At 74.8% G+C, this 13,265-nt stretch carries 2 protein-coding genes; both read left to right on the plus strand.

Going from position 1 to position 13,265, the window contains the following annotated elements; translation table 11 throughout:
• A partial coding sequence (locus RM844_RS18845) for an acyl carrier protein (protein WP_311668439.1) occupies nt 1-1,125 on the plus strand: 1,125 nt, incomplete at its 5' end.
• A 3-nt stretch (nt 1,126-1,128) separates the two neighbouring features.
• Nucleotides 1,129-13,263 (plus strand): SDR family NAD(P)-dependent oxidoreductase, encoded by a 12,135-nt coding sequence (locus RM844_RS18850; RefSeq protein WP_311668440.1) that lies wholly within the window; start codon nt 1,129-1,131, stop codon nt 13,261-13,263.
• Nucleotides 13,264-13,265: the final 2 nt, after the last annotated feature.

Raw genomic sequence — 13,265 nt, forward strand, 5'->3', positions numbered from 1 at the left:
AGTCACACGCTTGCGGTGGGGCGGCACCACTTCGCGCACCGCTGCGCCGTGGTGGCCCACGACCGGGATGACGCGGTCCGGCTGCTGCGCGCGGCGGCCGAGGGTGAGAAGCCCCGCAAGGTCTACCAGGGCGTGGCCGACCGGGACTTCACGCCGAACGCCGCCGTGGAAACGGTGATCCGGGAGATGATCGAGGAGGCCGCCGGCAACCAGTCGGACGCCACCCGCTACCAGGAACTCCTCCAGGCGCTGGCCGACTTCTACTGCCAGGGCTACGCCCCGCGGCTCCAGGACCTGTTCGCCCAGGCGCCGGTCCGGATCAGCCTGCCGACCCAGGCCTTCGAGCCGCGACACTGCTGGGTGGACGCCCTGCCGGCCCGGCCGGTGCTGCCCACCCTCGCACCACCGGCGCCGGCCCCCCTCGCACCACCGGCCCCGGCCCCGGTCGCCGCGGCGCCCGTCGCCACGCCCAGGCCGGCGCCCAAGCCGACGCCGGCCCCGGCCGTCGTCGCACCGCCGGCCGTGCCACGCGGCGGGGCGGGGGCGGTGAGCCTGCGCCCGGTGGCGGAGGTCGCCGCCGAGATGGCCAGGACCAAGGCCCCCGCCGCCCCCCGGCGGATCACCCTGGCCCCACTCACCCCGGCCGCCAAGCCAACCCCGACCCCGATCCCGGCCTCAACCCCGGCCGCCAAGCCGACGGCCCCGACCCCGGTCACCCAGCCGGCCGCCCCCGCCACGACCTCCGGGCCCGACGCGGAGGAGTTGCTGGAGGCGTTGCGGGTGAGTTTGGCGCGGGAGTTGTTTGTTGAGGTGGATGAGGTTGATGTGGAGCGGAGTTTCACGGAGTTGGGGTTGGACTCGGTGGTGGGTGTGGAGTGGATTCGGGCGGTGAACGGGGAGTTCGGGACGTCGGTGGGGACGACGAAGATCTACCAGTACCCGAGCGTCCGTGAGTTCGCGACGTTCCTCCTCAAGGAGCTGCCGGCCGCGCCCCCCGGGGCCGAACCGCCCGTGGCACCCGCGCCCGAGGACGACCTCGACGAGGTGCTCGCCCAGGTCTACGAGGGCGAGATCGATGTCTGGCAGGCCGAGGCTCGCCTGTCCGAGCACACCAAGGAGGCGTGACCGATGAATCGCCAGGAGATCCTGGCCGCGCTGCGGGAGAAGCGGATCACCCCGGACGAGGCCCGTGCCCTGTTGCGGGGCGAGGCCACCGCGCCCGGCCCGGCCGCCACTCCCGCGCCCGGGCCCGCCCCCACCTCGGGGGCGGCGCCCGGCGCGGCGGCGGGAGACCTCTCCCCGATCGCGGTCGTCGGCATGTCGGGTCGGTACGCCACCGCCGAGAACCTCGACCAGTACTGGGAGTTGCTCGACGAGGGGCGGGACGCCGTCCGGGAGATCCCGCCGCACCGGTGGGACATGGACCGGTACTACGACCCGACCGTCGGCAAGGAAGGCACCATCTACTGCCGGTGGATGGGGCTGCTCGACGACATCGACAGCTTCGACTCGCACTTCTTCGAGATCTCCCCCGCCGAGGCGGAGATGATGGACCCGCAGCACCGCCTCTTCCTTGAGGAGGCGTACCGGGCCTTCGAGGACGCCGGCTACCCCAGGAAGCGGCTGGACGGCAGCAACTGCGGCGTTTACCTCGGCCTGGCCAGCAGCGACTACTACACCCTCTGCCACGCGACGGCGCACGCCTCGGACGCCGAGGAACTGCCGAGCGTGACCAGCGTCAGCAACGCCATCGCCGCCGGCCGCCTCGCCTACTACCTCAACCTGAAGGGCCCCGCCCTGACGGTCGACACCGCCTGCTCCTCCTCGCTGGTCAGCGTGCACCTCGGCGTCGAGGCGCTGCGCCGGGGCGAGGTGGACATGGCGCTGGCCGCCGGCGTCTCGCTCTACCTGAGCCCGGACTCGTACATGCACATGTGCGCCGCCGGGATGCTGTCCCCCGACGGGCGCTGCAAGTCCTTCGACAACGGCGCCAACGGCTTCGTGCCCGGCGAGGGCGCCGGCGCCGTGGTCCTCAAGCGGCTCGCCGACGCGGAGCGCGACGGCGACCAGATCCACGGCGTGATCATCGCCAGCGGGATCAACCAGGACGGCCGGACCAACGGCATCACCGCGCCCAACCTCGGCAGCCAGATCGAGCTGGTCCGGGCCGCCTACGCCCGGCACGACATCGACCCGGCCACCATCAGCTACGCCGAACTGCACGGTACCGGCACCAAGTTGGGCGACCCGATCGAGCTGGAGGCGCTGGCCACCGCGTTCCGGGACCGCACCGAGCTGCGGCAGTACTGCGCCATCGGCTCGGTGAAGTCCAACGTCGGCCACATGTCGGCGGCGGCCGGCGTCGCCGGGCTGCACAAGATCCTGCTCTCGATGCGCCACCGCAGGCTGGCCCCGACGCTGCACGTCCAGTCGCCCAACGAGCACTTCGACTTCGAGGGCTCGCCGTTCGTGGTCAACACCGAGGGCCGGGCGTGGGAGCCGGCCGCGGGCGCCCCACGCCGGGCCGCCCTGAGCGCCTTCGGCTTCAGCGGCACCAACGCGCACGTCGTGGTGGACGAGTACCACCCGGCGCCCGCCGCCCGCCCGGTCGGCCCCGAGGACGGCCGGCGCGCCCGCGACTTCCTGCTCTCCGCCAAGGCGGAGCCGCAACTGCGCGCGTACGCCCGCCGGTTGGCCGACCACCTGGTGGCCCACCCGGAGCTGGACCTGGACGACGTGGCCTACACCACGCAGCTCGGCCGGGAGGCGATGCGGGAGCGGCTGGCGGTCACCGCCACCGACCGGGAGCAGCTGGTCGAGGCGTTGGACCGGTTCGCCAGGCTCGGCGAGACCGGGCCCGGCGTGCGGCGCGGCCGGGCGGCCCGCCGCCCGACCGGCGACGACTGGGTCGAGGGCGGCGCCGTGGACTGGGCCGCCGGCTGGGCCGGCCGGGCGCCGCGCCGGATCTCGCTGCCCACCTACCCGTTCGAGAAGCAGCACCACTGGTATCCGGCGCCGTTCGGGGACGCCCCCCAGCGGGCCGCCGAGCCGGCCGCCGAAGCGTCCGGCCGGGCCGTGCCGCACCCCCTGGTGCACGAGAACGTCTCCGACTTCACCCGGCAGCGCTTCCGTTCGGTCTTCACCGGCCGCGAGTTCTTCCTCGCCGACCACCGGGTCGCCGGCCGGCCGGTGCTGCCCGGCGCCGCCGTCCTCGAACTGGCCCGCGCCGCCGGCGCGTTGTCCGCCGGCCAGCCGGTCACCGCGATCGACGACGTGGTCTGGTCGCGGCCGGTCGCCGATCCGACCGTGGAGATATCGCTGCTCCCCGGTGCCGACGGCGGCGCCTCGTTCGAGGTCACGGACGGCGCGGGGGAGCCGTGCGCCAGCGGCCGGCTGGGCTTCGCGCCGGCCGCCCCGCCCGCGCCCCTGGACGTCGCCGTCCTCCGGGCCCGGTGCGCCACCCGGCTGGACCATGCCGCGCTCTACGCCGGCCAGCCCGCCGAGCCCGAGGCCGAGTCCGAGGGGGTCTGCTACGGCCGTTCCTTCCGCACCCTGCGGGAGCTGGCGCACGGTGCCACCGAGGCGCTCGCCACCCTCGAACTGGCCGAACCCGCCGCCGGGGAGGCCGAGTTCACCCTGCATCCGGCGCTGCTGGACGGCGCCTGGCAGGCGCTCGGCCCGCTGCTGGCCGGCACCGGCCAGACCCACCTGCCGTTCGCGGTGCGGCGGGTCAGCTGCTTCGGGCCGCTGCCCTCGCCGGCCCTGGCCCACGTCCGCCAGGCCGGCGCCGGCGCCGGCGGCAGCCGGTCGTTCGACATCACCATCGCCGACCAACACGGCGCCGTGGCCGCCGAGATCACCGGGTTCACCGTCCGGCCGCTGGCCGCCGCCGAGCGCCCCGAGCCAGTGTTCCTCACCCGCCGCTGGGCGGAGACCCCGGCGCTGCTGACGGCCGCCGGCCGGGGCCGCACCCTGTTGCTCCTCGCCGACGACGAGGCCGCCGACCTCGTGGCCGGCCTGGCCGCCGAGATCGAGGTCACGGTCGGCACCGAGTACACGGTGGACGCCGGCGGCACCCGCTTCACGGTCCGACCGACCGAGCGCGATGACCACGCCCGGGTGCTGGCCGAGCTGCGTCGCCGGGACCGGCTCCCCGAGCGGATCGTGCTGGTCGAGACCGACCCGACGGACGGGCCGCACGCGGTGCACGCGCTGGCCGGCGCGATCACCTCGGCCGCCCCCAGGTGGCCGGTCGACCTGCTGTACGTCTACCCGGTGGCCGGCCGCGCGCCGCGCCCCGAGCAGCTGGCGGTGGGCGGCTACCTGCGCGCCCTGGTCCAGGAGGACCGGCGGGTCACCGCCAGGACGGTCGGCGTCACCATCGGTGCCGACGTCGCCGACCTGCTGCGGCAGGAGTGCGCCGTCGATCCGGCCGAGGCCTCCGACGTGTGGTGGCGGGACCGGGTCCGCCAGGTGGCCACCACCGTCGACGCGACCGAGGAGCCAGGGGCGGCCGGCGACCAGGCCGGTGCGCCGGCCGGCGACGGTCCGGCGTTCCGCGAGGGCGGCGTCTACCTGATCACCGGCGCGCTGAGCGGCGTGGGACTGCTGCTGGCCCACCACCTCGCCGCCAGCTACCGCGCCCGGCTGGTGCTGGCCGCCCGCCGGGAGCCGACGGGCGTCGAACTCCCCGACGGCGAGACCCTGGTGGTGCGGGCCGACGTCAGCCGCCGGTCCGACGTGGACGCGCTGGTCGCCCGGGCCCGGGAGCGGTTCGGCCGGATCGACGGGGTCATCCACTCGGCCGGTGTGCTGCGGGACGGCCTGGTCCGCAACAAGTCGGCCGCTGACCTGGCCGCCGTGCTGGCGCCCAAGGTCGCCGGCACCCGGCACCTGGACGAGGCGCTGGCCGACGAACCCCTCGACTTCTTCGTGGTGTTCTCCTCCATGTCGGCGGTGCTGGGCAACGTCGGTCAGGCCGACTACTGCTACGCCAACGCCTTCCAGGACGCCTTCGCGGCCGACCGTGAGCGGCGCCGGCAGGCCGGCACCCGGTCCGGGCGCACCCTCTCCGTCGGCTGGCCGTTCTGGGCGGAGGGCGGCATGACCCTCCAGCCCGAAGCGCGCACCCAGCTGAGGGAGCGGCTCGGCATCGCGCCACTGGCCACCGCCGAGGGCTGGCAGGCGCTGGAGCGCGCCCTGCTGCTGCCGGCCACGCACGTGGTGTACGCCAGCGGCGAGGCGGCCACCATCCGCCGGGTCTTCGGCGCCGCCGACGTGCCGGCCGACGTGCCGGCCGGGACGCCCGCCAGCTCCGCGCCGACCGCCGTGCCGGCGCCGGTGGTGGCGGCCGGTTCGGGGGTGGCGTTGCGGTCTGCGGTGGTCGCTTATCTGACGCGGGTGATCAGTGAGCGGACGAAGAGTGATGCCGGGAAGATCGATTCGGGCGATGAGTTTGAGACGTTCGGTATTGACTCGATCATGATGATGAGTCTGACGCGGCGGATGGAGGAGGATTTCGGGGAGTTGCCGAAGACGTTGTTCTTCGAGTACGCCTCGATTGACGAGTTGGCCGATCATCTGGTGCGGGAGCGGGCGGATGACGTGCGGCGGCTCTTCGCCCCCGCGGCCCCGGTCGTGTCGGCGCCGATGGTGGCGGCTGGTTCCGGGGTGGCGTTGCGGTCTGCGGTGGTCGCTTATCTGACGCGGGTGATCAGTGAGCGGACGAAGAGTGATGCCGGGAAGATCGATTCGGGCGATGAGTTTGAGACGTTCGGTATTGACTCGATCATGATGATGAGTCTGACGCGGCGGATGGAGGAGGATTTCGGGGAGTTGCCGAAGACGTTGTTCTTCGAGTACGCCTCGATTGACGAGTTGGCCGATCATCTGGTGCGGGAGCGGGCGGACGACGTGCGGCGGCTCTTCGCCCCCGCGATATCCGCCACCCCAGCCACGCCTGCCGTTCCGGCGCTGCCGGCCACCCCGGCGAGCCGGTTCCGGCCGGCCGCCGCCCAGGTCACCACCCCCGCCGTCCGGGCCACCGAGACGGCCCGGGCCACCGGCGCCGCCGGCCGCGCCACCGGTGACATCGCCGTCATCGGCATCAGCGGCCGCTACCCGGAGGCCGACGACCTCCAGGAGTTCTGGGAGAACCTGGTCGCCGGCCGGGACGCGGTCCGCGAGGTGCCGCGCGAACGCTGGGACCACGCCGAGTACTACGAGCCCGGCGGGCGCAACCCCGGCAAGGCGTACGCCAAGTGGGGCGGCTTCCTGCGCGACGTCGACCGCTTCGACCCGCTCTTCTTCAGCATCCCGCCCAGCGAGGCCGACTTCCTCGACCCGCAGGCCCGGCTCTTCCTCCAGTCCGCCTGGCACGCCGTCGAGGACGCCGGCTACACCCGGGCGGCGCTCGCCGACCGGACGGTCGGGGTCTACGTCGGCGTGATGTACGGCATGTACCAGCTGTTCGAGGGCGAGATCCGGGGCGAACCGGCCCCGGTGGCCTCCTCGTTCGCCGCCATCGCCAACCGCGTCTCGTACTTCATGAACCTGCGCGGCCCGAGCATGGCCATCGACACCATGTGCTCCTCGTCGCTGACCAGCATCCACCTCGGCTGCGAGAGCATCCGCCGGGGCGAGAGCGACATGGTCATCGCCGGCGGCGTCAACCTCACCATCCACCCCAACAAGCTGATCCTGCTCAGCCAGGGCAACTTCGCGGCCAGCGACGGCCGTTGCCGCAGCTTCGGGGAGGGCGGCGACGGCTACGTGCCGGGCGAGGGGGTGGGCGCCGTGCTGCTCAAGTCCCTCGACCAGGCGCTCGCCGACGGCGACCACGTCCACGCCGTGATCAAGGGCACCGCCATCAACGCCGGCGGCAAGACCACCGGCTTCACCGTGCCCAACCCGAACGCCCAGGCCGACCTGATCCGCGCCGGCCTGGCCGACGCCGGGGTGGACGCCAGGACCGTCTCCTACGTGGAGGCGCACGGCACCGGCACCTCGCTCGGCGACCCCATCGAGGTCACCGCGCTGACCAACGCCTTCCGCGCGCACACCGACGAGACCGGCTACTGCGCGATCGGCTCGGTCAAGTCCAACATCGGGCACCTGGAGTCGGCGGCCGGCATCGCGGCCCTCACCAAGGTGGTACTCCAGCTGAAGCACCGGCAGTTGGTGCCCTCGCTGCACGCCACCACGCTCAACCCGTTCATCGACTTCGACCGCAGCCCGTTCGCGGTCCAGCGGGAGCTGGCCGACTGGGCGGCGCCGGCCGGCCAGCCGCGGCGCGCCGGCATCAGCTCGTTCGGCGCCGGCGGGGCCAACGCGCACCTGGTGGTCGAGGAGTTCACCGGCCGGCCGGTCGCCACCGGCGCGCCGGCCGGGCCGCTGCTGTTCGTCTACTCGGCCCGCGACGAGGACCGGCTGCGGGAGCTGGTGGGCCGTCATCTGGCCGCCGCGCGGCGGGCGTTCGACGGCGCCGACCTGACCGCCGTGGCCCGCACCCTGCAACTCGGCCGGGAGGCCATGGAGGCCCGGCTCGCCGTGGTCGCCGACGGCCTGGACGAGCTGGTGTCCCGGCTCGCCGGCTACCTGGCGGGCGAGCCCGCCGGGCCGCGCGTCTTCACCGGCGACAGCCGGGGCGTGCGGCGCCAGTCCAAGCTGCTGGTCGGGCTGATCGAGGACTCGGACATGACGGCCGGGCTGCTGCGCGAGCGGCGGCTGGAGAAGGCCGCCGAGCTGTGGGTCGAGGGCCTGGCCCTGGACTGGACGCTGCTCTACGGCGACCGGCTGCCCGACCGGGTGCCGCTGCCCGGCTACGCGTTCGCCCGGGAGCGGCACTGGGTCAGCGGCCCGGCGCGGTTCGGCACGCCCAGGGCGGCCGGCGCCGAGGTGCTGCACCCGCTGCTGCACCGCAACAGCTCGACGCTGGCCGGGCTGCGGTTCAGCGCCACCTTCACCGGCCGGGAGTTCTTCCTCGCCGACCACCAGGTGGGCGGCCGGCGGCTGTTGCCGGCCGTCGCCTACCTGGAGATGGCGCTGGCCGCGGTGCGCGCCGCGCTGCCGGAGCAGGCCGCCGGGCTGACCCTGCGGGTCGAGGACGTGGTCTGGCTGCGGCCGTTCACCCTGGACGGCGAAGGCCAGCGGACCGCGCACCTCACCCTCACCCCGGGCAGCGCCGGCGACCTGGTCGGCTTCCGGGTGCACAGCGACGACGCGGGGGAGCTGACGCACTGTCAGGGCAGCGTGCGGCTGGTGGCCGCGGCCGAGCCCGAGCCCGAGACCCTCGACCTGGCCGGCCTGCGGGCGCGCTACGACCGGCCGGGCGTCGAAGGCGAGTGGCTGTACCGGACGTTCGCCCGCATGGGCATCGACTACGGGCCGGCCCACCAGGTCATCGAGCGGGTCCACCGGGGCCGGGACGAGGCGCTGGTCGCGCTCCGGCTGCCCGGCGACGCGACCGTCGAGCCGTTCACCCTGCACCCGGCGCTGCTGGACGCCGCCCTCCAGGCGGCGCTGCCGCTGGCGCTGCCGGACGACCTGGACGCGCTGCCGGAGACCGAGGCCACCGAGGCCGAACTGCCGTTCGCGGTCGGGGCGGTCGAGGTCACCGGCGCGCTGACGCCGGTGATGTGGGCCCGGCTGCGCCGGATCACCGGCGACGGCGAGCGGCTGCGCAAGATCGACGTCACGCTGGCCGACCAGGGCGGCCGGGTGGTGGCCCGGCTCGACCAGGTCGCCTTCAAGAGCTACCAGTTCGACACCGCCGACGAACCGGCCGCCGAGCGGCTGCTGTTCACCCCGCGCTGGCAGGCCGGCGAGCTGGCCGGCGACACGCCGGCCGCGCCGCTGGACCGCTGGCTGGTGCTGCTCGCCGAGCCGGCCGGCGGCCTGCTCGGCGGGCTCGCCGAGCGGCTGCCGGAGGCCGACTGCCAGCCGCTCACCCCGGCCGCCGCCGGGCTCGGCCCGGCCGAACTCGGCGCCCGCTACCAGGAGATGGCCGTCGACCTGCTGGCCAGGATCGCCGAGCTGCTGCGGGAGCACCGCGGGCAGCGGCTGCTGGTGCAGGTGGTCGCCGCCGACCCGGCGGCGGTCGCGCTGGCCGGCCTGCTGCGGACCGCGCACAGCGAACACCCCTCGCTCAGCGTCCAGTTCGTGGGCGTCCAGGACGGGCCGCCGGCCGACACGCTCGCCGAGCGGCTGCGCGCGGAACGCGCCTGGCCGGTCGAGCAGTTGGTGCGCTACCCGGCCGACGGCCGGCGCGAGGTCTGCGCCTGGGCGGCCCTGCCGGCGCCCACCGCCCCGGCCGCGCCGCTCTGGCGGGACGGCGGCGTGTACCTGGTCACCGGCGGCGCCGCCGGGCTGGGCCTGGTGGTGGCCGAGGAGATCGCGCGGACCGTGGCGGAGCCCCGGCTGGTGCTCACCGGCCGGTCCGCCGCCGGCCCGGCCAGCGAGGCGGCCGTGGCCCGGCTGCGGGCGCTCGGCGCGCTGGCCGAGTACGTCGCCACCGACGTCACTGACCCGGCGGCCTGCCGCGCGCTGGTCGCGCACATCCGGGCCGAGCACGGCGCGTTGCACGGCGTCACGCACTGCGCCGGCATCACCAGGGACCGGCTGCTCACCGCGAAGACCGCCGACGAGGCGCGGGCCGTGCTCGCGCCCAAGACGGTCGGCGTGGTCGCGCTCGACGAGGCGACGGCCGACCAGCCGTTGGAGTTCTTCCTGCTCTTCTCCTCCGTCGCCGGCGCGCTGGGCAACATCGGGCAGGCCGACTACGCCGCCGGCAACGCCTTCCTCGACCACTTCGCCACGCACCGCGCGGCGCTGATGGCCGCCGGGGAACGCCGGGGCCGCACGCTGTCCGTCAACTGGCAGCTGTGGCGGGACGGCGGCATGGGGCTGACCGCCGAGCAGGCGCGGGCCGCCACCGACGCCGCCGGCCTGGCCGTGCTGACCAGGGAGACCGGCCTCGCGGTGCTCGCCGACTGCGTCGCCACCGGCGCCGGCCACGTGCTGCCGCTGGTCGGCGACGCCGAGAAGCTGCGCGGCTACCTGCGCGGCCAGACCGCCAACACGCCGGCACCGCCGGCCAGCGCCCCGACCCCGGCCGTCGCGGCCGGCACCGAGGACGAACAGGCCGACCGCGACGAGCTGTTGGCCGAGGCGCTCAAGGAGGTCGTCGCCGAGGAGATCAGGCTGGACGCCGGGCGGATCGACGCCCATGTCCCGCTGGAGAACTACGGCATCGACTCGGTGCTGGTCATCAACCTGACCCAGCTGCTGGAGCGGGACTTCGGCACCCTGTCGAAGACCATCTTCTTCGAGAACCAGACGGTGATGGAGCTGGCCCACGCGCTGGGCCGCAGCCACCCGACGCAGGTCGCCGAGCTGCTGGCCCGGCGCGCCGGGACCACCGCCCCGCCCACCCCGGCACCGGCCGCCGTCCAGTTCCAGCCCCAGCCCCAGGCGCCGGCCGTCGAGCCAGCGCCGACCGGCTGGTCCCCGCTGTGGGCCACCGACCGGCCCACCGCGCCGGCGACGCCCCGCGCCCTGGACGACCAGGACGCCACCGCCGGCCTCGACATCGCCATCGTCGGCGTCGCCGGCCGCTACCCGCGCTCCGCCGACCTGGCCGCGTTCTGGACCAACCTGCGGCAGGGCGTGGACTGCGTCACCGAGATTCCCACCGACCGCTGGGACCACAGCCCGTACCTGAGCACCGAGGCGGGCCAGGGGAGTTACGCCCGCTGGGGCGGCTTCCTGGACGACGCGGCCGGCTTCGACTCGCTGTTCTTCAACATCTCGCCCGGCGAGGCGGAGATCCTGGACCCGCAGGAGCGGATCTTCCTGGAGTGCGTCCACCACACCCTGGAGGACGCCGGCTACAGCCGCCGCGCGCTGACCGGCCGCCCCGTCGGGGTGTACGTCGGCGTGATGTACGAGGAGTACCAGCTCTACGCCGCCCAGCTCCAACTGCGCGGCGAGCACACCACGTTGAACGGCAGCGCCGCTTCCATCGCCAACCGCGTCTCGTACCACTACGGGCTGCACGGGCCGAGCCTGGCCGTGGACACCATGTGCTCCTCCTCGCTGGTCGCCATCCACCTGGCCGCGCAGAGCCTGCGGGACGGCGAGTGCGAGGTGGCCATCGCCGGCGGCGTCAACCTGCACACCCACCCCAACAAGTTCCTGATGCTGGGCCGCAACCACTTCGCGTCCACCAAGGGCCGCTGCGAGTCCTTCGGCAGCGGCGGCGACGGCTACGTGCCGGGCGAGGGCGTCGGCGCCGTGCTGCTCAAGCCGCTGGCCCGCGCGGAGGCCGACGGGGACCACATCCACGGCGTCATCAAGGGCACCGCGGTCAGCCACGACGGCAAGACCAACGGCTACACGGTGCCCAACCCGCACGCCCAGACCGCCGTCATCCGGCGCGCCCTGGAGCGGGCCGGCGTGGACGCCGGCGAGGTCTCCTACGTGGAGGCGCACGGCACCGGCACCCGGCTCGGCGACCCGATCGAGGTGTCCGCGCTGACCCGGGCGTTCGGCGAGCGGGCCACCGAGGCCCGCGGCTGCTACCTGGGCTCGGCCAAGTCCAACATCGGGCACTGCGAGAGCGCCGCCGGCATCGCCGGCATCAGCAAGGTGCTGCTCCAGCTGCGGCACGGCGAGATCGTGCCCTCGCTGCACTCGGCCGAGCTGAACCCGGAGATCGACTTCCCGGCCACCCCGTTCACCGTGCCGCAGGAGGTGCTCCCGTGGGAGGCGCCGGCCGGCGGCCGGCGGATCGCCGGGATCTCCAGCTTCGGCGCCGGCGGCACCAACGCCCACGTGGTGATCGCCGAGTACCAGCCGGCCACCGCGGCCGCGCCGGCCAGCGGCCCGGTGCTGGTGCCGCTCTCCGCCCGACGCCCCGACCAACTCCGCGCGGTGGCCGGGCTGCTGGCCGACTGGCTGGCCGAACGGCAGCTCACCGACGCCGAGTTGGCCGACCTCGGCTACACCCTCCAGGTCGGCCGGGACGCGTTCGAGGAGCGGCTCGGCTTCGTGGTCCACTCCGCGGCCGAACTGGCCGCCGGGCTGGCCGACTTCCTGGCCGGCCGCCCGGTCCGGCACACCGGCCGGGTCGGCACCCCGGTGCCGCCGCCCCGCGGCCGCGGCGCCGAGGAGCACCGGGCCAGCTACGCGGCCCGCGACTTCGACGCGCTGCTCCAGCTGTGGGTCGGCGGACAGGACCTGGACTGGGAGGCGCTCACCGCGGGCGAGGCCAGGCGGCGGATCGGCCTGCCGGCCTACCCGTTCGACCGCCGTCGGCACTGGCTGCCCGCCTGGGACACCGCCACCCCGCTGGCCGCCCCCGCCCGGGGCGGCCCCACCGCACCGGCCGCGCCGCGGCTGCACCCGCTGCTGCACCAGAACCACTCCTCGCTCTTCGCCCAGCGCTTCACCGCCACCTTCACCGGGGCCGAGCCGTTCCTCGACGGCCACCGGGTCGGCGGCCGGAAGGTGCTGCCCGGCGCGGTCACCCTGGAGATGGCGCGGCTGGCCGGCGCGCTCAGCCTGGAACAGGAGGTGCGCGCCCTGCGGGACGTGCTCTGGCTCCAGCCGATCGAGGTGGCCGACCAGCCCGTCGAGGTGACGGTGTGGCTGCTGCCCGAGGACGACGCGCTGCTGGTGCGGATCGGCGTGGACGAGGGGCCGCCGGAGGCCCGGGTGCGGATGGAGGCCCGGATCGACCTGGAGACCGAGGCCCCGGCCGCGCCGGCCCCGGTCGATCTGCCCGGCGTCATCGCCGGCTGCGACCGCAAGCTCTCCGGGGCGGCCGGCTACGCGGGGATGGCGGCCGTCGGCCTCGACAACGGGCCGGCGTTTCAGGTGATCGAGGAGGTGCTGGTCGGTGAAGGACAGGCGGTCGCCCACCTGGCGCTGCCGGCTGGAACCGAACGGCACCCGGCGGACGTCCTGTCACCCGCGCTGGTCAACGGGGCGTTCCAGGCGGTCAGCGCCCTGATGACCGGGGCGGTCGAACCGGCCGGGCCGGGCCGGCTGCTGCTGCCCTTCTCGGTCGGTGGCCTCGACGTCCGCGCGCCGCTGCCCGAGGAGTGCGTCGCCCACCTGCGTCGCTCCGGCGGCGCCCAGCGGGCCGGCCGTGGCACGGTCGACCGCTTCGACATCACCCTGACCGACCTGACCGGAAACGTCCTGGTGGTCGTGCGGGACTACGCCCTGAAGTCGTTCGCGACCGGGGCCGAGAACAGGTGATT

It is taken from the genome of Streptomyces chisholmiae (genome assembly GCF_031845445.1).
Lineage (GTDB): Bacteria > Actinomycetota > Actinomycetes > Streptomycetales > Streptomycetaceae > Streptomyces > Streptomyces chisholmiae.